General features: G+C 50.2%; 25 protein-coding genes and 1 riboswitch. Of the genes, 13 read left to right on the forward strand and 12 right to left on the reverse strand.

Features of this window, described 5'->3' with window-relative positions:
* Positions 1 to 59: 59 nt before the first annotated feature.
* From B5F29_RS09510 to B5F29_RS09540, 7 genes are all read left to right on the forward strand, one after another.
* On the forward strand, positions 60 to 806 hold the full coding sequence (locus B5F29_RS09510) for a helix-turn-helix domain-containing protein (RefSeq protein ID WP_087154400.1): 747 nt from the start codon (positions 60 to 62) through the stop codon (positions 804 to 806).
* 395 nt (positions 807 to 1,201) lie between these two features.
* Positions 1,202 to 2,236, forward strand: a complete 1,035-nt coding sequence (gene trpD / locus B5F29_RS09515) for an anthranilate phosphoribosyltransferase (RefSeq protein WP_087154401.1) — start codon at positions 1,202 to 1,204, stop codon at positions 2,234 to 2,236.
* Positions 2,233 to 3,015 (forward strand): indole-3-glycerol phosphate synthase TrpC, encoded by a 783-nt coding sequence (trpC, locus tag B5F29_RS09520; protein WP_087154402.1) that lies wholly within the window; start codon positions 2,233 to 2,235, stop codon positions 3,013 to 3,015. Before trpD ends, trpC begins: the two co-directional genes overlap by 4 nt.
* Positions 3,012 to 3,620 (forward strand): phosphoribosylanthranilate isomerase, encoded by a 609-nt coding sequence (locus B5F29_RS09525; RefSeq protein ID WP_087154403.1) that lies wholly within the window; start codon positions 3,012 to 3,014, stop codon positions 3,618 to 3,620. The genes trpC and B5F29_RS09525 overlap by 4 nt, the downstream gene beginning before the upstream one ends.
* On the forward strand, positions 3,617 to 4,807 hold the full coding sequence (gene trpB, locus B5F29_RS09530; RefSeq protein ID WP_087154404.1) for a tryptophan synthase subunit beta: 1,191 nt from the start codon (positions 3,617 to 3,619) through the stop codon (positions 4,805 to 4,807). The genes B5F29_RS09525 and trpB overlap by 4 nt, the downstream gene beginning before the upstream one ends.
* The gene (trpA, locus tag B5F29_RS09535) at positions 4,800 to 5,582 is read left to right on the forward strand and encodes a tryptophan synthase subunit alpha (protein ID WP_087154405.1); all 783 of its coding nucleotides are present in this window, start codon (positions 4,800 to 4,802) and stop codon (positions 5,580 to 5,582) included. Before trpB ends, trpA begins: the two co-directional genes overlap by 8 nt.
* A 79-nt stretch (positions 5,583 to 5,661) precedes the next feature.
* Entirely contained in the window at positions 5,662 to 6,237 is a 576-nt protein-coding gene (locus B5F29_RS09540; RefSeq protein ID WP_087154406.1) for a helix-turn-helix domain-containing protein, read from the forward strand.
* Here B5F29_RS09540 and B5F29_RS09545 read toward each other — a convergent pair.
* Entirely contained in the window at positions 6,216 to 7,211 is a 996-nt protein-coding gene (locus B5F29_RS09545; RefSeq protein ID WP_087154407.1) for an Rpn family recombination-promoting nuclease/putative transposase, read from the reverse strand. The genes B5F29_RS09540 and B5F29_RS09545 overlap by 22 nt on opposite strands.
* Before the next feature lie 302 nt (positions 7,212 to 7,513).
* On the opposite strand from B5F29_RS09545, the gene B5F29_RS09550 reads away from it, so the two are divergent.
* The gene (locus B5F29_RS09550) at positions 7,514 to 8,182 is read left to right on the forward strand and encodes a helix-turn-helix domain-containing protein (RefSeq protein ID WP_087154408.1); all 669 of its coding nucleotides are present in this window, start codon (positions 7,514 to 7,516) and stop codon (positions 8,180 to 8,182) included.
* Here the strand turns inward: B5F29_RS09550 and B5F29_RS09555 are convergent.
* From B5F29_RS09555 to B5F29_RS09580, 6 genes are all read right to left on the reverse strand, one after another.
* A complete protein-coding gene (locus tag B5F29_RS09555) occupies positions 8,145 to 8,483 on the reverse strand; it encodes a DUF1622 domain-containing protein (protein ID WP_242955631.1) in 339 nt (112 codons plus the stop codon). The genes B5F29_RS09550 and B5F29_RS09555 overlap by 38 nt on opposite strands.
* Positions 8,484 to 8,646: 163 nt before the next feature.
* Positions 8,647 to 10,023, reverse strand: coding sequence for an MATE family efflux transporter (locus tag B5F29_RS09560; RefSeq protein ID WP_087154409.1), 1,377 nt, complete (start codon positions 10,021 to 10,023; stop codon positions 8,647 to 8,649).
* Between the two features lie 69 nt (positions 10,024 to 10,092).
* Complete coding sequence (locus tag B5F29_RS17060; RefSeq protein ID WP_087154410.1) at positions 10,093 to 11,751, reverse strand: sirohydrochlorin cobaltochelatase; 1,659 nt, start codon at positions 11,749 to 11,751, stop codon at positions 10,093 to 10,095.
* A complete protein-coding gene (cbiQ, locus tag B5F29_RS09570; RefSeq protein WP_087154411.1) occupies positions 11,739 to 12,521 on the reverse strand; it encodes a cobalt ECF transporter T component CbiQ in 783 nt (260 codons plus the stop codon). Before cbiQ ends, B5F29_RS17060 begins: the two co-directional genes overlap by 13 nt.
* Positions 12,508 to 12,840 carry an energy-coupling factor ABC transporter substrate-binding protein gene (locus B5F29_RS09575; protein ID WP_087154412.1) on the reverse strand — a complete coding sequence of 111 codons (333 nt, stop codon included), beginning with the start codon at positions 12,838 to 12,840 and terminating at the stop codon, positions 12,508 to 12,510. The genes cbiQ and B5F29_RS09575 overlap by 14 nt, the downstream gene beginning before the upstream one ends.
* Position 12,841: 1 nt before the next feature.
* On the reverse strand, positions 12,842 to 13,591 hold the full coding sequence (locus B5F29_RS09580; protein ID WP_087154413.1) for an energy-coupling factor ABC transporter permease: 750 nt from the start codon (positions 13,589 to 13,591) through the stop codon (positions 12,842 to 12,844).
* 230 nt (positions 13,592 to 13,821) lie between these two features.
* Between B5F29_RS09580 and B5F29_RS09585 the strand changes: the two genes are divergently transcribed.
* Positions 13,822 to 14,133 carry a DUF6465 family protein gene (locus tag B5F29_RS09585; protein WP_087154414.1) on the forward strand — a complete coding sequence of 104 codons (312 nt, stop codon included), beginning with the start codon at positions 13,822 to 13,824 and terminating at the stop codon, positions 14,131 to 14,133.
* Between the two features lie 110 nt (positions 14,134 to 14,243).
* Here B5F29_RS09585 and B5F29_RS09590 read toward each other — a convergent pair whose 3' ends face one another.
* Entirely contained in the window at positions 14,244 to 15,146 is a 903-nt protein-coding gene (locus B5F29_RS09590; RefSeq protein ID WP_087154415.1) for an AraC family transcriptional regulator, read from the reverse strand.
* Positions 15,147 to 15,258: 112 nt separating this feature from the next.
* On the opposite strand from B5F29_RS09590, the gene B5F29_RS09595 reads away from it, so the two are divergent.
* The 4 genes from B5F29_RS09595 (at position 15,259) to B5F29_RS09610 (ending at position 20,083) form a co-directional block, all read left to right on the forward strand.
* Positions 15,259 to 16,434 (forward strand): galactokinase, encoded by a 1,176-nt coding sequence (locus B5F29_RS09595; protein WP_087154416.1) that lies wholly within the window; start codon positions 15,259 to 15,261, stop codon positions 16,432 to 16,434.
* Positions 16,435 to 16,452: 18 nt separating this feature from the next.
* The gene (gene galT, locus B5F29_RS09600; protein WP_087154417.1) at positions 16,453 to 17,940 is read left to right on the forward strand and encodes a UDP-glucose--hexose-1-phosphate uridylyltransferase; all 1,488 of its coding nucleotides are present in this window, start codon (positions 16,453 to 16,455) and stop codon (positions 17,938 to 17,940) included.
* Positions 17,941 to 17,983: 43 nt separating this feature from the next.
* A riboswitch (ZMP/ZTP riboswitch) is annotated at positions 17,984 to 18,082 on the forward strand.
* A 96-nt stretch (positions 18,083 to 18,178) separates the two neighbouring features.
* On the forward strand, positions 18,179 to 18,892 hold the full coding sequence (locus B5F29_RS09605; protein ID WP_087154418.1) for an IMP cyclohydrolase: 714 nt from the start codon (positions 18,179 to 18,181) through the stop codon (positions 18,890 to 18,892).
* A gap of 12 nt (positions 18,893 to 18,904) precedes the next feature.
* Entirely contained in the window at positions 18,905 to 20,083 is a 1,179-nt protein-coding gene (locus B5F29_RS09610; protein WP_087154419.1) for a phosphoribosylaminoimidazolecarboxamide formyltransferase, read from the forward strand.
* A gap of 87 nt (positions 20,084 to 20,170) precedes the next feature.
* Here B5F29_RS09610 and rbr read toward each other — a convergent pair whose 3' ends face one another.
* Genes rbr through B5F29_RS17185 form a run of 4 tightly spaced genes read right to left on the reverse strand, consistent with a single transcriptional unit; the run spans position 20,171 to position 23,026 of the window.
* The gene (gene rbr, locus B5F29_RS09615; protein ID WP_087154498.1) at positions 20,171 to 20,704 is read right to left on the reverse strand and encodes a rubrerythrin; all 534 of its coding nucleotides are present in this window, start codon (positions 20,702 to 20,704) and stop codon (positions 20,171 to 20,173) included.
* A 20-nt stretch (positions 20,705 to 20,724) separates the two neighbouring features.
* Positions 20,725 to 21,744, reverse strand: a complete 1,020-nt coding sequence (locus B5F29_RS09620; RefSeq protein WP_087154420.1) for an alpha-hydroxy-acid oxidizing protein — start codon at positions 21,742 to 21,744, stop codon at positions 20,725 to 20,727.
* A gap of 42 nt (positions 21,745 to 21,786) precedes the next feature.
* Positions 21,787 to 22,551 carry a sulfite exporter TauE/SafE family protein gene (locus B5F29_RS09625; RefSeq protein ID WP_087154421.1) on the reverse strand — a complete coding sequence of 255 codons (765 nt, stop codon included), beginning with the start codon at positions 22,549 to 22,551 and terminating at the stop codon, positions 21,787 to 21,789.
* A gap of 13 nt (positions 22,552 to 22,564) precedes the next feature.
* Positions 22,565 to 23,026, reverse strand: coding sequence for a YbaK/EbsC family protein (locus B5F29_RS17185; protein WP_087154499.1), 462 nt, complete (start codon positions 23,024 to 23,026; stop codon positions 22,565 to 22,567).
* Between the last annotated feature and the right edge of the window lie 22 nt (positions 23,027 to 23,048).

Below are 23,048 nucleotides of genomic sequence, written 5' to 3' on the forward strand. Positions count from 1 at the left end.
ATTCTGCCCGGAATATGCCATGATATAACCACAAAAACCCAAAATGGGGAGGTGCTGTTATGGCAAATGTAGGGAAAAATATTCGGATTCTCAGGACAAAAAAGGGGATGACTCAGGATGAACTGGCGGAAAAGCTGTTTGTAAGCCGTCAGACTGTGTCCAATTATGAAAACGGAAAATCCAATCCGGATATTGACATATTAATGAAGATCGCGGAGTGCCTGGATACAGACGCCAATGCGCTGATCTACGGTATCCCTGTAAAACCGGATACGAAAAAGGAGCGGATCAAAAGTCTGGTGCTGCTGGCAATATTGGTATGCCTTGGTGTTTTGCTCTATTATCTTCTTTCAGCCGCTCAGGACTCGTTAAGGAAAACCTTTGACTCATTTCCCGTCATTTTTCTGCACAATCTTGTTTTTCCCTGCTATTACCTGCTTACCGGATGGTGCATCATGCAGACCGCAGGGTGTTTCCTGCATGCCAGGTCTTTTTCGGGCAGAACGCCGCAGATCATTCATCGCGTACTTACAGTCGTTCTTTTGGGCATCCTGATCCTGATTCTTCCGGGATGCATTGCCATGGTCGCGGACTCTTTCACTCTTATGAGACTGCGCAGTGCAGAAATTGATTACAGCTTCAGTGCCTCCTATTTTGACAAGATACCGGTCTGGGATTATCTGGCCCGGCATATCTTCTATTTTCTCCTTCGGATTCCCTCTTTCCTGTTCCTTGTCCCCGGCGCGGCACTCTGGATCACGAAGCCATCGACAAAGCCACAAAAAGAAAATGAATCTTGCGCTTAATATCTGCATATGCTTTTCAGGAAATATACTATTCTGGAAGTTGACATCTTCCAAAAACCATGTTACACTATACAAAATTTAATACACTAAACCGTTGAAGCGGAGATAACGGCAATGATGCCTTTACAGAGAGCCTGGATGCTGAGAATCAGGTAAGAAACAAGTTGTCAAATGGACCGCTGAGGGCGCAGTCAAATGTGAATTTCACAGAGTATTCTGCGACGTTGGAGGCAGACGTCATTTGCCGGGGATATGTTGGTATCCTGCTAAGCGCACAGGGTCGTTCCTGTGAATCAAGGTGGCACCGCGGATGGTATTTGTATTATTCGTCCTTGACAGAAATATATTTTCTGTCAGGGGCGTTTTTTATTGCCTGCAGAACGAAAGGAGAGACTATGATCAAAGAAGCAATTGTAAAAATCGTAAACAAAGAAGACCTTACTTATGATGAAGCATATACAGTTATGAATGAAATCATGAGCGGTGAAACAACGCCTACACAAAACGCGGCATTCCTCGCCGCACTTTCCACCAAAAGTGCCAGAGCTGAAACTACCGACGAAATCGCGGGCTGTGCCGCCGCCATGAGGGCTCACGCCACCCGCGTGGACACCGGCATGGAAGTTTTCGAGATCGTAGGTACCGGCGGGGACAATGCCCATAGTTTCAATATTTCTACCACTTCCGCCCTGGTAGCCGCGGCAGGCGGTATGAAGATAGCGAAGCATGGCAACCGCGCCGCTTCCTCCCAGTGCGGGACAGCAGACTGCCTGGAGGCTCTCGGCGTAAATATCCAGCAGAGCCCCGCCAGATGCATCGAACTTCTGAATGAAGCCGGCATGTGCTTTTTCTTCGCGCAGAAGTATCACACCTCCATGAAATATGTGGGGGCGATCCGCAAAGAACTGGGATTCCGTACCGTATTTAATATCCTGGGACCTCTGACCAATCCCGGCGCGCCGTCCCTGCAGCTTCTCGGTGTATATGACGACTATCTGGTAGAACCTCTGGCGCAGGTATTAATTAATCTGGGAGTCAGACGCGGAATGGTCGTGTACGGACAGGATAAGCTGGATGAGATCTCCATGAGCGCTCCCACCAGCATCTGTGAAATCAAGGATGGGTGGTTCCGTTCCTCTGTCATCGCGCCGGAAGATTTCGGACTCAAACGCTGTACCAGAGAAGATTTAAAAGGCGGATCCCCGGAAGAAAACGCACAGATTACGCGGGCAATTCTGAATGGTGAAAAGGGACCCAGGCGTGACGCCGTACTGATGAATGCCGGAGCCTCTCTCTATATCGGCGGAAAAGCGGCGTCAATGAAAGACGGCATTATCCTGGCCGCAGATCTGATCGATTCCGGAAAAGCCCTGAAAACGCTGGAAAAGCTTATCGAAATCAGCAACCGGCCGGAGGAGGTATCCTTATGAATATCCTTGACCAGCTGGCAGAACATGCAAAAGAACGTACAGAACGGGCAAAACAAATGCATCCCTTGGAAGAGATACGGGCGCAGGCGCAGGCTCTTCCCAAAGGATCATTCGCTTTTGAAAACGCTCTGAAAAAGCAGGATATTTCTTTTATATGCGAATGCAAGAAGGCTTCTCCGTCCAAAGGACTGATCGCTCCGGATTTTCCATATCTGGATATCGCTCTGGAATACGAGGCCGCAGGCGCAGACTGCATCTCCGTTCTGACAGAGCCTAAATGGTTTCTGGGGGATAACCGGTATCTGAAAGAGATTGCCGGCGCCGTTTCTGTCCCCTGCCTGCGCAAAGACTTTACTGTGGACGAGTATATGATCTACGAAGCCAGACTCCTGGGCGCGTCCGCCGTCCTTCTGATCTGCGCGATCCTGAGCCCCGGGCAGATCCGGGAATATATCCAGATCTGCGACTCGCTTGGTCTTTCCGCTCTGGTGGAAGCACACGACGAAGAGGAAATACAGACAGCCCTTCTGGCAGGCGCCCGGATCATCGGCGTCAACAACCGAAATCTGAAAGATTTTACGGTAGATACCGGAAACAGCCGTAAACTCCGCCGGATGATTCCATCCCATGTGCTGTTTGTATCAGAAAGCGGAATCCGTGATGCCGGGGACGTATCCGCGCTCCGGGAAATCGGCGCCGACGCGGTATTGATCGGCGAGACACTCATGCGCGCTTCCGACAAAAAGGCCCGGCTCGCCAAATTGCGGGGTGACTTATGACGAAAATTAAACTTTGCGGCCTGTTCCGCCCCTGCGATATAGAAACAGTGAATCTGTTAAAACCAGAATATATCGGCTTTGTGTTCGTCCCCGGAAGCAAACGGTATATAAGCTTTCAAAGGGCTGCCGAGTTAAAATCCCTGCTCGCTCCCGGCATAAAGGCAGTCGGAGTGTTTACAGATGAAGCGCCGGAGACAGTGGCAGAACTGCTCAAAGATCAGATCATCGATATGGCACAGCTTCATGGAAACGAATCCGGAACATATTTGAACCAACTGCGAAGCCTCACAGAGAAACCTCTGATCAAGGCATTCCGGATCCGTTCCTGCCTGGATATCCGCGCCGCGTCCGTATGTGATGCCGATTACGTACTTTTGGATTCCGGTGCCGGTACAGGAACTGTTTTTAACTGGGATCTGATCAAAAAATTACACCGGCCTTATTTCCTTGCCGGGGGGCTCAGCCCTGAAAATGTATCCTCCGCGCTGAAAACACTTCATCCCTATGCGGTGGATGTAAGTTCCGGCGTGGAGACAGACGGACAAAAAGATAGAATAAAAATGACGGCATTTGTACAGGCCGTAAGAAAGGAAGGCAGATCATGACGAATCCAAACGGACGCTTCGGCATCCACGGCGGGCAGTATATCCCCGAAACGCTGATGAATGCAGTCATCGAACTGGAAAACGCGTACAACTACTATAAAAATGATCCGGTATTCAACCGGGAACTGACAGAACTCTTCAATGAATATGCAGGCAGACCCTCCCGATTGTATTTTGCAGAAAAGATGACAAAAGACCTGGGCGGCGCCAGAATATATCTGAAGCGGGAAGATCTCAATCATACCGGTGCGCACAAGATCAATAACGTTCTCGGTCAGGCCCTTCTGGCAAAAAAGATGGGCAAGACACGCCTGATCGCGGAGACAGGCGCAGGTCAGCACGGTGTGGCCACCGCCACTGCCGCCGCGCTCATGGATATGGAATGCGTCGTCTTCATGGGGCAGGAAGATACCGTTCGCCAGGCGCTCAATGTTTACCGCATGCGTCTGCTGGGCGCTGAAGTCATCCCGGTCAAAACCGGTACTGCCACATTAAAGGACGCGGTATCAGAAGCTATGCGCGAGTGGACTTCCCGTATCAGCGATACCCATTACTGCCTGGGCTCTGTCATGGGGCCTCATCCATTTCCCACCATTGTGCGGGACTTTCAGGCTGTTATCTCTAAAGAAATCAAAGAACAGATTCTTCAGAAAGAGGGGCGGCTGCCCGACGCGGTGATCGCCTGCGTAGGAGGCGGTTCCAATGCCATCGGAAGCTTCTATCACTTTATCGAAGATCAGAATGTAAGGCTGATCGGCTGTGAAGCGGCAGGCAGAGGCATCGACACCTTTGAAACCGCCGCGACAATCGCCACCGGCAGACCGGGTATCTTCCACGGTATGAAATCCTACTTCTGCCAGGATCAGTACGGGCAGATCGCTCCTGTATACTCCATCTCCGCCGGACTGGATTATCCCGGTATCGGTCCTGAGCACGCTTATCTGCACGACACGGGACGCGCAGAATATGTTCCCGTCACTGATGAAGAAGCCGTATGCGCTTTTGAATACCTGGCAAAAACAGAAGGAATTATCCCCGCCATCGAATCTGCTCATGCGGTGGCACATGCCATAAAGCTTGCCCCCGGGATGAGCCGGGACCAGATCATCGTCATCACCATATCCGGCCGGGGAGATAAAGACTGCGCCGCCATAGCGCGCTACAGAGGGGAGGATATCCATGAGTAATATCAGAAAAGCATTTGAAAAAGGGAAAGCATTTATTCCTTTCATTACCTGCGGAGACCCGGATCTTGAAACCACCGGCGCCGCTGTACGGGCCGCCGTGGAAAATGGCGCCGACCTGATCGAACTGGGCATCCCTTTTTCCGATCCCACTGCCGAAGGCCCCGTCATCCAGGGCGCTAATCTGCGCGCGCTGAACGGCGGTATCACAACCGACAAAATATTCGATTTCGTCCGGGAACTCCGTCAGGATGTAAAAATACCGATGGTTTTCATGACCTATGCCAATGTGGTCTTCTCCTATGACGCGGAACGTTTTATTTCCACCTGTAAAGAAATCGGCATCGACGGGTTGATCCTGCCCGATCTGCCTTATGAAGAAAAAGACGAATTTCTGCCCTTGTGTCATACTTATGGTATAGACCTGATCTCACTCATCGCGCCTACCTCTGAAAACCGCATCGCCATGATCGCAAAAGAAGCGGAAGGATTCCTGTATATCGTCTCTTCTCTGGGCGTTACAGGCATGAGAAATGAGATAAAGACCGACCTTGCATCCATCGTAAATGTGGTCCGCCAGAATACCGATATCCCCTGCGCCATTGGTTTTGGCATCTCCACTCCGGAACAGGCAAAGAAAATGGCCGCTCTCTCTGACGGTGTCATCGTCGGCTCCGCAATCATAAAGCTATTGGAAAAATATGGTAAAGACGCGTCCGATCATATAGGCGCATATGTAAAAGCTATGAAAGACTCTCTAAAGTCAAAACCCCTATGATTCAAGGAATCTTTGCGTGACATTTTGTCCGGAATATGCCATAGTAAAAGTACCAAAACCCGTCCGTGGAGGTGCTCACATGGCAAACGTAGGGAAGAATATTCGGATTCTGAGAACCAGGAAAAAGATGACACAGGATGCGCTGGCAGAAAAGCTTTTTGTCAGCCGTCAGACTGTGTCTAATTATGAAACCGGGAAAACCCGCCCTGATATAGATACCCTGGTAAAAATTGCAGACATCATGGAAGTGGATGTAAACGTCCTGATCCATGGCATGCCATCGCAGGAAAACACCCGGAATGCCAGAATTCGAAGTACCGCACTTCTGGCAGCGACAGTTATTTTTGGATTTTTATTATTTTCCTTTTCCGATTATATGAATCTTCTGAGACAGCATACCATGCGGTCAGCTCCTTATTATCTGACCCTCTCCCTGGCCTTTCCGGCTTATTATCTGCTGGCAGATTATCTTGGTATCATCCGCCGTACCCGCTTTTTCGGCATTGAATCTGCCTGGGATTTTATTGCCAGCAAACTTTTTGCTGTCGTAACACATCAAAAAACACCGTTCTTCTTCCTTCCCATGGGTATTGCCCTCTGGATCACAAAACCGCGCAAATCCTGTTCCCAGAATCACACCGCCGACATTTCCTGAATCAGACGGCGGATAGTATCCACACTGTCCTCCAGTTCCTCTGCTATGGTCTCCGGATCTTTTCCTTTTTGAAGTTTTCTGGAAATTAATTCTTTTAATTTACCATCTATACCTTTTTCTATTCCTTCTTCTATTCCCTTTTCCTTCCCGTCTTCAAAAATCTCTTCTAATGCCTTACACATATCTGTTTCCCCCTCTCTTTCAAAAATATTGTTTTCTGCCAGCCATTTTTCAGAGTTCAAAAATACCCCCAGCGCTCGGTAACTGTCTACATTCATATGTTGAAAATATGATTTATTCTCTTCCACATATTCTAAAATCTTTTCCTTCTTTTCTCTGTATTTTATCATATTTAATACATATTGTAAATCAGTTTGAAACACAGTTGTGTCTTCCAATCGCTCCACATCCACAAGATTAACAGCATAATTGGGTATGTACTTTCGTATTTTCGCATCACTGCCGTCGATTTCTTTTGGAAAAATCATTTCATATAAATCCCTGCTCCCATCCCAAGGAATAGAACCATAATAAAACACCAAAGTGATCACAGGATATAACCGGTCTGTCTTTCGAAAATGTGAGAGAAATTCTTCTGACGCTATATTTTGTTTGTTTTTCTCCTCGTCTTTCCATGCTTCTTCTATCTGTTCTGCATAAGACAGTCCGTCATAAATCATAGTCCTCACCGGCATCGCATAATGAATACGTTCCTGATTTTCTATCGCCAGAATCGTAAATTCCGCCTTGTTATTCCATCGCATTGCCACATCCCGGTAACGTTGTATTCCTCGTCCTTTCTTTTGTTTTCTATCCAACTTATCTGGTATAAATAAGTCCGTCTCCCGATCCAGCTTTTCCAGCTGATCCGGCAACACAATCTGTTGTCCCTGAAACAAACAGCCATTCATCAAATCCGCAAATCGTCCTTTTTGAGAAAGCCATTTGTTTACAATTACATTGTTTTTGCTCATGTAAACCCCCTATAAAATTTTCTGTCAATGGAAAACACAAGAAGCAGAACGCTCCCTGTCAGATTGATATGTTGAACTTATCACAATCCAGATAAACATTCAAGGCCTGTTTCAAAGCTTTTATATAGAATTTTACGTGACCTTGCACACCGAATATGGTATAATGAGCGCAGCGTGCGGATTATACCATCGCGCATGCCGGTTTCTGCGCTCGCCGCAGAAAGCCGGGCGCATCCGCCGGAGGCATCATGTCTGCGAAGCAGACATGATACAGTAAAAACAAAAATCCAGGAAGGTGCAGTATGTCGATCGTTGGAAAAAATATACAGATTCTCAGAATGAAAAAAAGAATGTCCCAGAATGATCTGGCAAAGAAAATATCTGTCAGTTTTCAGGATATTTCAGACTATGAATCCGGTAAATCCGAACCCGACATTGACACACTGGTAAAAATTGCAGATATTCTGGAGACTGATGCGAATACTTTGATCTATGGAATACCAGACGAAACCAGCATCAGAACCAAACGCAGACAGATACTGCTTCTTCTGATCGTCCTTCTCTTCCTGGGCGTCATCCTGTCCCGGCTTTCTTACGGCTTCCAGATTTCAAGAGGGACACGGCTGAATGCCGCACCTTTACTGTTTTTACATCCCCTGATTTTACCCTGTTATTTTACTCTGACCGGATGGACTGTCATGCAGGCAGCCGGATACTTTCTTCATGCCCGGCCTCTTTCCGGCAGATTCTGCAGGATCGTACATATTTTACTTTGCAATTTGATGGGGATCTACTGCATCCTCGTTCTTCTGGCAGATATCATCCTGCTTGGATTCTATACTCCCTGGGTCAACGCCGCGGCGGGAATTTTCGCGGCTGCCGTACTGCCGAATATACCACTTATATTTTTCATCCTGGGTATCGCGCTCTGGATTACGAAGTCTTCTTTTCGCTCTTCTCCTCTTCCTTGATTTCCCAGTGGATCAGGAACGTCAGCGCTGCCCGCAGTGCGATGATGCCTGCTACCGTGCCGATCTCTCTCCAATCGCGTACTACCACCGTACGCAGGATCTCGCTTCCCAGCTTGAACTCCAGACCCATGGCAAGCCCCTTGGCCAAAGTCAGCTTCGTATCCGGCGACCGCCTCAGATACAGATAAAATCCCCTGATGCCGGAAAAAATAATGATCCCCACGCCGATAAATTCAAATATCAGAATCGCTGCTTCTACAATGCCATCCAGCACCAGTTCCATCAAACTCAGTATATCCATCCCTTTTTCCCCGTATTCTTATTCTGTCCCGCAGTGCATGCTCGCACCGGCTCATGTTCTACTCCGCAGTGCACGCTCGCCTCCGCTCCGGCTCGCTCACGGGCTTCGCCCTATGAAATCCGACAAAACCTGCCGCTTTCATGCAAGCATGACGCGTCAGCTTTTATCGCCTTTCGCACTGCTCATTGCTTTCGTGAACATCATACCACTTACCGCTGGTGTAGTGCAAGAGGGTGGGGACGGCGGAGATGATCCAGCCGGCGCAGACGCCCCACCAGAGTGCGGGAACGCCCAGTACGGGGGCGAAAAAAAAGGTAAACGCCACCCGGATACCCAGGCTGCTCAGGGTCATACCCACGTACCACTTCATGTCCCCGGTCCCCTTGAACACATCTTTCACAACCATGTAAACGGCAAAGATAATCAGAAACGGCCCTGTGGCGCGCAGGTATTCCGCTCCTACTGCCACCACGGCTGCGCCGCCATCTTCTTCCACAAACCATCCGACGATCTGTTCCGGCATCAGTTCCAGGAACAATACCAGAAACGCAGTGAGCAGTCCGGTTACCCAGACGGACACCCGTACTCCGGCCCGTATGCGGTCCGGTTTTTTCCCGCCCACATTCTGTCCCGTATAATTAGCCAGGGCGCTTCCCCAGTTGATTGGAATCAGAGAGACCAGACTGATCGCTTTATTGGCCGCCGTACAGCCCGCCATTACCACTGCTCCAAAGCTGTTCGTCGCCGCCTGGACACACACATTTCCCACGGATACCACCGATTGCTGCAGGGCCGCGGGCAGGGCGATTTTCATCATCTTCCAGAATTCCGCCCGGTCAAACAGGCGTTCCGCATGCGCCATATCAGCCTTTCGCATTCTCCATTCCAGAACCATCCAGGACAGAACGGTACAGACCGCCTGGGACAGAGTAGACGCCAGGGCTCCGCCCCGCACACCCATGGAACAATTTACGATAAAAAAAAGATCTCCCGCCACATTAAGGAAGAACGCGAGAATAAGAAAATACAGCGGCGTCCTGGAATCTCCCACCGCAATATATACGGCATTCAGCGCGTTATAGAGAAAAATAACCACGCTCCCCCAGAAATATACCGTCAGGTAAGCGATACTGTCTGCCATCACCTCGTCCGGCGTCAGCACAAGGCGAAGAATATCTTCGGCGAATACCTGGGTCAGCAGGGTGACGGCCGCTCCGGCCGCCACGGAGAAAAGACAGATTGTCGTCATACAGACCCTTATTTTCTCTCTTTTGCCTGCTCCAAAATATTGGGAAATCACCACGGATGCCCCCAGCGATAGTCCGGACGCCAGCTGGATGACCACAGCAGTGATCGTTCCCGCCGAGCCCACAGCCGCCAGCGCATTTGGTCCCAGATAATTTCCCACGATCAGGCTGTCCACCAGATTGTAAAGCTGCTGGAACAGATTGGACAGGATCACCGGCACCGCAAACAGCAAAAGCACCCTGGCCGGACTGCCCTCTGTCATATCCAGCGTTCCCGCCTGCTTCCGTTCCATGTCATCCCCTCTTTTCCTCTTCCCGCTCTCCTGTTATTATCCTATGATACCGGACGCAAAAGGTATCCCCTATGCATCTGCTTCTTTCAAATGTTTTACATAGAGATTCCGGATTCCTTCATATTCTCCAAGTCCTCTCAGAACGCAGGAAACCTGAAATCCCTCTGCCTCGAACCGGCTTCTCCAGGAATCCTCGTCATCGCTGGACATATCGTTGATGGCGTGATCCCCGGCAACCACCATGAAAGGCGCCAGTCTCACCTTTTTCGCTCCATACGCATGCACCAGCTTCATCAGCGTCTCCAGGGACGGATATGCTTCTACCGTACCCAGAAACACATTGGAATATCCCATATCCTTGAAACGATAATCCAGCGCCGCATAAATCGAATTCGCATAGTGGGTCGTACCGTGTCCCATGAAGATCAGGGCTTCTTCTTCTGAAAGGTCCTGATATTCCTCCATCAAAGCACGAACCACTTCTTCGGAATCTTCTTCGCTGGTCAGCAGAGGATTTCCAAACGCGATCCGGTCAAAACGCCCCTGAAAAGCCAGCATATCCTGGATCATCAGGTCATTTTCCACTCCGTTGATCACATGCGTGGGCTGTACCAACACTTCCGTGATCCCGTCTTCCAGCATCCTCTGCGCCGCTTCCGTCACCGTATCAATATGCACGCCGTCCCTTTTCTGAATCTTCCGGATAATCATGCCGCTGGTCCACGCGCGATACAATGCGCAGTCCGGAAATGCGCGCCGGATATCATCTTCGATAACGTCAATCGTCTTCTCTCTGGTCTCATTGACACTGGTGCCGAAGCTGACCACCAGTATGCCTTTCTTTTCTTCTTTATTCATATCCCGTATTCCTCCTGTATATATGGGTCTTTCTGTCCGGGCGATATAATCTTCCAGTGTCTTCAGATTTCTCGGAAAAGGCAGGTCCGCTTTCAGGATTCCTTTCCTGCACAGACTGTCAAATAATTTCAGTGCTGCCGGCTGTTCCAGGTTCGTCATCTCAAGCGCGGTCCGGTTGGCAAATACCTCTTCCGGACTTCCTGAAACAAGCACTCTCCCTTCGTGAAATAAAAAAACATCATCTGCCCAGCCATAGGCAAAATCCACATCATGAGTAGATACCACCACGGTAATCCCTTCCTCAGCCAGCCGGTCCACGATCCGGCGCACCATCCCTGCATGTTTCGGATCCAGCGCCGCCGCCGGCTCATCGAAGAAGATGACCTCCGGACGCATTACCAGAATATCCGCGATGGATACCTGCTTTTTCTGTCCTCCGCTCAGGGCATGAACCGGTCTGTTCCGGAAAGGCGTGATTTCCAGTTCACGGATCACCCGTTCCACTTCCTGCGCCGCTTCTTCATCCGGCACGCCAAGATTCAGGATCCCGAAAGAAATCTCCTGATAAACGCTGGCCGAAAAAAGCTGATTTTCCGGATCCTGGAACACGATGCCTACCTTGCGTCTCAGTTCCAGCAATCCTTTCTTATCATAGGATACCGGATTTCCGTCATAATATAAAGTCCCTTTCTGCGGTTTATGAATTCCGTTGCAGCACAGGAAAAACGTGGACTTCCCTGCTCCGTTGGCTCCCATCAGCGCAATCCTGCGCCCCTTCCTCAGCTCCAGGGACAAGCCCCGGAGCGCGTGGGCCTCTTCTCCATCATAAGAAAACCACAGATCCTCTGCCTTTATAATCACATCACCCATCCTGTCAACCTCCCTGCCAGCAAAATTAAAAGTATAAATTCAAATACGGCAATCGCTGCGATCTCACGCGCTTTTGGCGGATAATCTTCCTTCAGTACCCGGATCGTTCCATCATAACATCTGGCTTCCATAGCGTCATACAGCGCATTGGACTTCTTAAGCGCCCTCAAAAGAAGCGCGGACGCCATCTGCCCGAAAGAATGGCATGCCGTCCGGAAATCTTTGTTGCCCAGCCGCGCGTTCTGCGCCGTTGTCATGGCAGAAGCAATATCCAGAAGGACAAAAATAAACCGGTAAATCAAAAGCATCAGTTCAATGATCAGCCTGGGACAGCGGCAGTATCCAAGAACGGTCAGGATATCTGTCATCGGAGTGGAAAGACTCAGGAAATACAGGCAGGAGACTCCGGCCAGCGCCGTAACGATCAGCCTCGCCGTCCGCAGAGCTCCGGCAGCGCTTCCTGTTATATACCATCCTCCCAAAGGCACGGCAAAAAGATCTAACGGAACTCTCGACACATTGATCATAATCGCCAATGTACTAAGTATGAGAAATCCCAGAGGCCACATAAGCATTTTCCTATAACGCGAGAAAGGGAGCCCTCCCTTTCTTACGGTCAGGACCCCCATCACCGCCAGAACTGCCGCAGAAATCACAAAGGATTGCCCCGCGATACAGATCAGCAGCGTAATGACTGCCAGTGCAAATTTTTCCGAAGCATTGACATAACGCAGCCTGCTGGTATAACAGAATTTATCAATTGCTATCATGTCCGTCTGCTTCCTTTTTCATCCATTTCTTCCGTTCCACAAGCCGTCCCATGCAGAATGCGATGATACCGACTCCGATTCCTGTCTGGATGCAGAAAAAAAGACTCTCTACTTCTCCGGGAAGTTCGCCGCCGATCACAGTTTCCAGCACAGGCGTGAACCAGGGCTCATATTCGTCTCCTGTAATCTCTTCCACCATCACAGACCCTGCGTCATCGGACCCGCCGAATTCCGCTCCCCTTAAGGCAAACAGGGGCACTGCCGCGATCAGCACCACGGCAAGGATCAATATCAATACCGTCTTCGTATTTTTTGTCATTCTACTTTTCCTCCCCGATAAAACGAAGTTCTTTCAATTCCGGGCTCGCATAAGATTCCAGACCGATCATGACCGCCACCGTGATCAGTCCCTCGATCACTGCCAGCGGAATCTGCGTCGGAGCAAATACTCCCAGGAATTTTATCAGGGAAGCCCCCACTCCGCCTGCCTCGGAAGGATAGCAGATGGCAAGCTGAAAACTGGTCACGCAATATGTAAAAAGATCACCCAGCGCCGCCGCCAGGAAAATGCTGACTCTCCGGTTCACACGGCATTTTTTTAACAGCCGGAAGACACCATAGGAAACAAACGGGCCGGCAATCGCCATGGAAAATGTATTGGCTCCAAGAGTGGTCAGTCCTCCATGAGCGAGGAGCACTGCCTGAAACACCAACACGATGATTCCCAGAATAGAAACCGCCGATGGTCCGAATAAAAGGGCCCCCAGCCCGGTGCCCGTCATATGTGAACAGCTTCCTGTTGCCGACGGAATCTTCAGAGAAGAGATCACAAAAATAAACGCGCCCGACATGGCAAGCAGGATCATGGTCTTCCGATGCTCGTTTATGGTTCTGCGTATGGAAAAGAATCCCGCCGCCAGAAACGGAACGCAGAGGATTCCCCAAATCACACAATACTGTACCGGCAGATAGCCTTCCATAATATGCATGGCATTGGCCGCCGGAGCGATCCCAAAGGTAAGGGCAAACACAGCCGCCAGAGCCACTGTTCTTTTTTCTGTCTTTTTCATTCTGTCTTAATATCCTCCGTTCATTCGCAACTGATAGCATTTTATCATTAATTCCTGTAAAAGTCCATGCGTGAGGTATAATATATCGTTATATCTCGTTCCGACTCTGTAAAAAATGGCCTTCTGGCAGAATTTATTGACAAATTCATTTTTTCTTTCTATAATCATCTATGACCGGAATGCTTAGACATCTTAGGATTTTTATATGAGTTTTGAGGAGGAAATGAAAAATGGCAAGACCAAAAAAAGCCACTACGGCTGCTGCAGCCGCACCGGCAAAGGCCGCTGAGACAAAAGCTGCCGCCACGACCGAGAAAAAGGCAGCTCCGAGAAAGACTTGCAAGACTTCTGTATGCGTAGAGATGAACGGCTTAAGCGTTGCTGTTGCCGATATCCAGAACGCAGTGAAGAAAGCGGTAAAAGACCAGGGGCTGGAAGCTTCCGAACTGAAAATCTACGTAAACGCGCAGGAACAGGCTGCTTACTACACCGTAGACGGAGAAGGCGGACAGACCTATAAAGTAGATCTGAAAACCTTATAATTCACATAAAGCTAATCTCAAAAAAGCGGTCTACCAAAATTGGTTGGCCGCTTTTTCCAATTCGTCTTTTACTGATTAGAAATGTGAATTCAATACTATCTGAATTTTCTTCAGACAGTCCTTGATGAAATGGAATAGCCCTTCCGGTATTCCATAGGCGTGCACCCCATCTTTCTGCGGAAGATTCTGGAATAATAACCCGGATTTCCAAACCCTACCATACCTGAGATCTGAGTCACATCCATCTGGGTCTGGCGGAGCAGTTCCAGACTCTTCTCAATACGGTAATTCAGCAGATACTCAAACATTGTCTCATTCATACAGCGTTTGAACATACGGCAGCACTCGCTTCTGCACAGATGGATCTGATCCGCCAGATCTTTCAGGGTGATTTTATCCGTATAATGTTTCTGGATATATTCCATGATCGTCCGGATCCGTTCCATATCCCGTCCGCGTTCTTTTCCTTCTTCTCCGCCGATTTCCACATGTTCAAAAATACTTCTCCATATCTCCAAAAGTTCAATCTGCATCTGCAGTTCCATGGAGGCAGGGCGTTCCTTATCCAGAATCCGGATCTTCTCGATCCGTTCCAGAATCTGATTCTGCCAGTCTTTTTCCGGTTCCAGCAAAATGGATGCCAGCGCAGGATCTTTTAAAACAGGATTCATATATTTCTCCTGAATAATGCTGGAAGAATAACCATACAGAAAACGGGGATGCACCGTAACGGACAGATAACTGCAGTCTCCTCCCCCGATCCCCCGTCCGCTGTGCAGCATATTAGAGTTGCAGAAAAGTCCCTGTCCCTTTTTCAGATGATAGAGATTGTCATTGACCTGATAGGCAATTTCCCCGTCCATCACCAGGGTCAGTTCCACTTCCGGATGCCAGTGCCACAGAAAAGATCCCGTCTCAAAATAAGACAATCTTTCATAGCTGACCAGCAGCGGAAATCCATAATTTCCGTGAGGCTTCAGCTCTTTTTTCTCCTGATTGATCTGTAATTGCATAAAATCTCAATATCCTTCCATTTTATAAGAATATTCTTATTGATTTCTTTATCCTTTCTCATTATATTGAAATCAGAAACTGATTGTCAACCACACAAAGGGGGAAAACATTATGGCAGTATCTGTTCAGGAACTGAAAGACAAATTCAAAGAATTATTTGGCGGAGAAGGCGATATCCATGCCTACTTCGCGCCGGGACGCGTAAACCTGATCGGCGAACATACGGATTACAACGGCGGACACGTTTTTCCGTGCGCATTGACCATCGGCACTTACGGGATTATCCGTCCCCGTGCAGACCGAAAACTTCGTTTCTATTCTGTTAACTTTTCCGGACTGGGAATTATTGAGACTTCCCTGGACGAACTGGTTCCGGAGGAGGCCGCGGACTGGACCAACTATCCGAAGGGGGTTATGTGGACATTTGAAAAAAGAGGATATCACCTTCCGACAGGCGCCGATATCCTGATCTATGGAGATATCCCGGCCGGAAGCGGTCTCTCTTCTTCCGCATCTCTGGAAGTCCTGACCGGCCTGATGCTGCGCGATACATTCGGCTTTGATATCTCTATGGTGGATCTGGCTCTGATCGGACAGTATTCGGAAAACAATTTTAACGGTATGAACTGCGGCATCATGGATCAGTTTGCCTCCGCCATGGGAAAAAAAGACTGCGCAATCTTTCTGGACACCGCTACTCTGGAATATGAATACGCTCCCATAAAACTTCCGGATGCCAAAATCGTTATCACCAACAGCAAAGTCAAACACAGCCTGGTTTCTTCTGCCTACAACGACCGCAGACGGGAATGCGAGACGGCTCTGAAAGAGCTGCAGGCAGTTGTGGACATCAAAACACTGGGCGATCTGACGGAAGAACAGTTTGAAGCGCATAAAGACGCGATCCAGGATCCGGTCTGCCGGAAGCGCGCAAAACACGCCGTCTACGAAAATCAGCGGACGATCCGCGCCGTAGACGCGCTGAAAGCGAACGACATCGAGACATTTGGCCGTCTTATGAACGAGACCCATATATCACTCCGGGACGACTTTGAAGTATCCTGCGCAGAGACAGATCTGCTGGCAGAGCTGGCCTGGCAGGTTCCCGGCGTGCTTGGCTCCCGGATTACCGGAGGCGGTTTCGGCGGATGTACCGTCAGCATCGTGAAGAACGAATCTGTGGATCTCTTTATCCAGTCTCTGGACAGACCTTATGAAGAGAAGACCGGACACAAAGCAGAGTTTTATGTAGTAGATGTAGGCGACGGCGCACACGCGCTGGATTAAAGAAAGGGGGCGCCATCCATGTTGTCAGAGCAGATTGCCGCTCTGGTACAGTACGGAATCTCTTCCGGCCTGCTGCCAGAATGCGAAAAAATATATACCACCAACCTTCTTCTGGATCTGTTCAGAGAAGACGAGTATACAGAACCGGAGACGGTTCCGGAAGAGTCCTTGGAAAATATCCTGAAACACCTCCTGGACGAAGCCTGCCGCCGGGGCATTATCGAAGACAGCATTACTTACCGGGATCTTTTCGACACTAAGATCATGAACTGTCTGACCCCGAGGCCTTCCCAGGTGCAGCAGACTTTCTGGCAGAAATATCAGGAATCTCCGAAGGCAGCCACAGACTATTTCTATAAGCTCAGCCAGGACAGCGATTATATCCGCCGCTACCGGGTATGCAAGGACCAGAAATGGAAAGTCGATTCTGAATATGGTGAAATAGACATTACCATCAATCTGTCCAAGCCGGAGAAGGATCCCAAGGCGATTGCCGCTGCCAGAAACAGCAAGACTGCCGCTTATCCCAAATGCCAGCTCTGTATGGAGAATGAAGGGTACGCCGGAAGAGTGAACCATCCCGCCAGAGAAAACCACCGGATCATTCCAATCACCATTAACGGCAGCCGCTGGGGTTTCCAGTATTCGCCCTATGTATATTACAATGAGCACTGCATCGTGCTGAACGGAGAACACGTGCCGATGAAGATCGACCGTGCGGCATTCATGAAACTGTTCGACTTTGTACGTCAGTTCCCGCATTATTTTCTGGGTTCCAACGCAGATCTTCCCATCGTGGGCGGATCGATCCTGAGCCATGACCATTTCCAGGGCGGCAACTATACCTTTGCCATGGCAAAGGCTCCCATTGAGATTCCGGTAACCATTCCCGGATATGAAGACGTGGAATCCGGCATCTTAAAATGGCCTCTGTCTGTCCTCCGAATCCGTCACAAGGATCCGGAACGCCTGATCGATCTGGCAGATCATGTTCTTCAGGAATGGAGAAACTATACCGATGCCGACGCATTTATTTTCGCTGAAACAGACGGCGAACCGCACAACACGATCACGCCGATCGCCCGCAGAAAAGGAGACATGTACGAGCTGGACCTGACGCTTCGGAATAACATTACCACCAAGGAACATCCTCTGGGCGTCTTCCACCCCCATGCGGAGCTCCACCACATCAAAAAGGAAAACATCGGCCTGATCGAAGTCATGGGACTGGCTGTGCTTCCTTCCCGTCTCAAGGCCGAAATGGCAGAACTGAAAAAATTCATTCTGGCCGGAAAGGATCCTGCCTCCGATGAAACTCTGGCAAAGCACGCAGATTGGGTAAAAGCATTCCTTCCCCGATACAGCTCTGTCACAGAAGAAAACATCGAGCATATCCTGCAGCAGGAGATCGGAAAAGTATTTGTGAAGGTGCTGGAAGACGCCGGCGTCTACAAATGCACCAAAGAAGGCCGCGAAGCCTTCCTGAAATTTGTAAGGACTCTCTGATATTTTGCCTTGCAAAAAGGCAGGGAATCCGCTAAGATAAAAGAAAGAACTGCACGACTGGCGGAAAGCAGGGATATCCTGTGGTAGGGAAACCTACAGGGAGTGCAGATCATCAAGAAAGCCGACCGCCTGGGCGCATGCAGAATCTGCCTGCGTTCAGGCGGTTTTTCTGTGATTTACAATAAACAGTTCGGGAGCCCTCCTGAACTGTCACGATTTTCATCTTAAGGAGGAAGCTATGAGCTATTTATCCCTGGAACAGGAACTGAAAAACAATGCCTATCCCGGTCGGGGCATCGTCATCGGACGGACGCCGGACGGCGCCCATGCAGTCACCGCCTATTTTATCATGGGCCGCAGTCAGAACAGCCGCAACCGTATCTTTGCGGAAGAAGGAGACGGCATCCGTACGCAGGCATTCGACCCCTCCAAACTGGAAGATCCCAGCCTGATTATCTACGCGCCGGTCCGCGTTCTTGGAAATGATACCATCGTGACCAACGGCGACCAGACCGACACGGTCTATGAGGGACTGAGCAGCCGCCTGACTTTCGAGCAGAGTCTGCGTTCCCGTGAATTTGAACCGGACGCTCCCAACTACACCCCCAGAATTTCCGGCCTCCTTCATGTGGCGGACGGACAGTTTCATTACGCCATGTCTATTCTGAAAAGTAATCAGGGCGATCCCTCTTCCTGTCTGCGTTACACCTTTACTTATGAGAATCCGAAAGCAGGGGAAGGGCGTTTTATCCATACCTATATGCACGACGGCGATCCGCTGCCCAGTTTTGAAGGAGAACCCAAGATTGTAGATATTTCCGGCAGCATCGATGAATTTGCCGGGATGCTCTGGAACAGTTTAAATGAAGACAACAAAGTCTCCCTCTTCGTCCGCTATATCCGGATCTCGGACGGAACCTTTACGACCAGAATCATCAATAAAAACCAGTAGGAGGAATGAATCATGAACGAACTGCAGTTAAAATACGGTTGCAACCCCAATCAGAAACCTTCCCGGATCTTCATGGAAGACGGAAGCGACCTTCCGGTGCAGGTACTCTGCGGCAAACCAGGCTATATCAATTTTCTCGACGCATTCAATGGCTGGCAGCTGGTCAGCGAACTGAAAAAGGCCACCGGTCTCCCCGCCGCTACTTCTTTCAAGCATGTGTCCCCGGCAGGCGCGGCAGTAGGCCTCCCGCTGACCGATACGCTGGCGAAGATCTACTGGGTGGCTGATCTGGGCGAACTTTCCCCGCTGGCATGCGCTTACGCGAGAGCAAGAGGCGCGGACCGCATGTCCTCATTTGGAGATTTTATCGCTCTTTCCGATGTCTGCGACGCAGATACCGCGAAGCTGATCAAGCGCGAAGTGTCCGACGGCGTCATTGCCCCCGGATATACAGACGAAGCGCTGGAGATCCTGAAACAGAAGAAAAAGGGAAATTACAATGTGATCCAGATCGATCCGGATTACGTACCGGCTCCTCTGGAGAGAAAACAGGTCTACGGCATCACTTTCGAGCAGGGCCGCAACGAGCTGGACATCAATGATGAATTTCTGTCCAATGTGGTGACCGCCAACAAAGAGATCCCCGCGAATGCCCTGATGGACATGAAGATCGCCCTCATTACGCTGAAATATACCCAGTCCAATTCTGTCTGCTACGTGAAAGACGGACAGGCCATCGGCATCGGCGCCGGACAGCAGTCCCGCGTGCACTGCACCCGTCTGGCCGGAAACAAAGCTGACAACTGGTTCCTGCGCCAGGCTCCCCAGGTGCTGAATCTGCCGTTTCTGGACACTCTGGGCCGCGCGGAACGCGACAACGCCATCGACGTCTATATCGGAGAAGAGTACATGGATGTGCTGGCAGACGGCGCATGGGAAAATATCTTCAAAGAGAAGCCGGAAGTCTTCACCAGAGAGGCAAAACGCGCCTGGCTGGATCAGCTGCAGGATGTGACACTGGGTTCCGATGCGTTCTTCCCGTTCCCGGACAACATTGAACGCGCCCGCAAGAGCGGCGTAAAATATATTGCGCAGCCGGGCGGATCCGTCCGTGACGACCAGGTCATCGCCTGCTGCGACAAATACGGCATGGCTATGGCGTTTACCGGAATCCGGCTGTTCCATCATTGATTTTCGTCACTAGCTTTTAAACATCCGCATATGGCAGGAGCCGCAAAACGAGATGCTTTGCGGCTCCTGCCTGTTTTGTATTCCATCTTAATAATTTTCTGCCTTCACCTCAAAATATGCCTGCGAATGGGCGCATACCGGACATACCTTCGGCGCTTCTTTCCCGATGTGGATATGTCCGCAGTTGCCGCATTTCCAGATGGTATCTCCGTCTTTGGAAAATACCAGGCCGTTCTCCACGTTTTCCAGCAGCTTCAGATATCTTTCTTCATGTTCCTTCTCGATGGCGGCCACTCCTTCAAACAGAGCCGCGATGCGGTCAAACCCTTCTTCTCTCGCTTCCTTCGCAAAAGTCGCGTACATGTCCGTCCACTCGTAATTCTCTCCCGCGGCGGCGTCTTTCAGGTTTTCTTCCGTAGTTCCGATGCCGTGGATCAGCTTGAACCACAGTTTGGCATGTTCTCTTTCGTTGGCGGCTGTCTCCTCAAACAGATCGGCGATCTGTTCGTATCCTTCTTTCCGCGCCTTGGAAGCGTAATAAGTATACTTGTTCCTGGCTTCGGATTCTCCCGCAAATGCCGCCATCAGGTTCGTCTCTGTCTTAGAGCCTTTCAGTTCCATATTCGTCTGGTCTCCTTCCATTATGGTCTTCGGATCATATCACCGGATATATCGTCCAGACGGCCGGCGCCGCACATGGCCATGGTATCTCTCAATTCCTCTCCAAGTTTCTCGATGTAACACCGGACACCTTCTGCTCCTCCTCCGTACACTGCCGTGACAAACGGACGGCAGACCAGCACTGCGTCCGCGCCCAGAGCCAATGCCTTAAAGACATCCACTCCGCTGCGGATACCTCCGTCCACCAGTATCTTCATCCTGCCCCCTGCCGCTTCCGCGATCTCCGCCAGTACTTCCGCCGTGGCAGGACACTGATCCAGCACCCGTCCGCCATGATTGGACACTACGATTGCCGAGGCCCCGGCTTCCAGCGCTTTCAGGGCTCCCTTTACCGTCATAATACCTTTGACGATAAACGGGACTCCTGCCATCTGTGCAATATCGGCAAGCTCCTCCACAGTCTTGCTGCCGGCCGGGGGCGTCATATTCTTCAGGAAAGGAAGCCCGGCGGCATCCACATCCATGGCCGCGGCAAACGCTCCGGAACTTTTCACCAGTTCCATCTTCTGCCGGATCGTATCCAGATTCCAGGGCTTGACTGTAGGTACTCCCAGGCCGCCTGCACGCCGGATTGCTTCTGCGGCCGCTTCCATCACTTTTCCATCCGTACCGTCTCCGGTGAAAGCCGCGATGCCTGCTTCGGCACAGGCTTCCACCAGGACATTATTATATGTAAAATCGTCATATTTATTACTGTAATGCAGATTTACCGCCCCCACCGGACCTGCGAACAAAGGATATCGGAATGTCCTGCCAAACAGTTCCAGGGATGTATCCGGCTCCTGATTTTCATGGAGCGTGTCCATATTCACACGGATCTCCTGCCACTTCTGGTAATTGCGGACCGCCGTATCTCCCGTTCCCTTCGCTCCCGGACCGGGTATCTGATTTTTACACGCGATCCCGTTGCACACAGGACAGGCCTTGCAATATTCCCCCATACATGTTCTTGCTTCCTTCAATACTTCCTGATAATTCATTTTCCTTCCTCCCTCTCGATTGCCTCTGTATTATATTGCCCGTCAGAAGAATCTGACGAGCATCATCGCTATTCCCAGCACTGCCAGGAAAGCTCCCACGATACGGTTCAAAGTCACCGCACTCGCCTTATTGGCAAATCCTGCCGCCCATCTGGCAAACAGGAAAGTAAACAGCACACAGAAAAAAAGCGCCGTGAGATCCGGTATCCCTCCGATCACCATATGGGAAACAGCTCCGGTAAACGCAGTAAAACTCATGATAAACACACTGGTTCCTACTGCGGTTTTCAGCTCATAATGCATGACGCTGGTCAGGATCAGAAGCATCATCATACCCCCGCCGGCGCCGGTAAAACCGCAGATAAACCCGATCACAGAACCGCAGATCACCGATTCTGCTATCTTTCTTCTCAGACTCTTTTCCCCCATAGCCTCCTTGGTAGTCATCACCGGAAGAATCAGGAATTTGACTCCCAGCAGAAATGTCATGATCACGGAAAAATCTCCCATAGTCTGATCCGGCAGAAGAGAAGCCACATAACTTCCTATCATCGTGAAAGCCAGCACCGCCATCATCATCACCAGACCGTTTCTGATATCCAGGTTTTTATTTCTCCCATATACCCAGGCCGACGCTGCAGACGCCAGCACGTCAGATGCCAGAGCAATCGCCACTGCCTCATAGGCTTCAACCCCCAGGAATGTGATCAGCATGGGCGCAATCACCGCTGCCGCGGAGAGCCCCGCCAGTCCCGTGCCGACTCCGGCTCCCAGACCTGCCAGTAAATATACGATCAAAGCTTCCATATTCTGTATACTCCTACTTGCAGACGTCGATCCATCCTTCGGAGCCGGATGCCGTCTCCAGTTCTGAAAGTGTCAGTTCTACCGCGCTGTTGCTGCTTCCGCAGGCCGGATAAACGCTCTCAAATCGTCTCAGGGAGACATCCAGATATACTTTTACTCCTTCTTTCACGCCAAAAGGACATACGCCCCCGATCGCATGGCCCACCAGGATCTCTACCTCTTCCGGAGCCAGCATCTTCGCCTTTGTATGGAACTGGGCTTTATATTTACTGTTGTCGATGCGCGCGTCTCCGGCTGCAACGATCAGGACACAATCATCTCCCACTTTAAAAGAAAGGGTTTTTGCGATCCGCGCCGGTTCACAGCCCACTGCCTGAGCTGCCAGATCAACGGTGGCGCTGGATGTGTCAAAAACCAAAATACGATTTTCCAGGCCAAACTGTTTCAGATATTCTTTTGCTTTCTCGAATGCCATTTTCTTTTCCTCTTTTCCATAT

The organism is Lachnoclostridium sp. An196 (assembly GCF_002160135.1).
Classification (GTDB): Bacteria; Bacillota; Clostridia; order Lachnospirales; family Lachnospiraceae; genus Hominiventricola; species Hominiventricola avistercoris.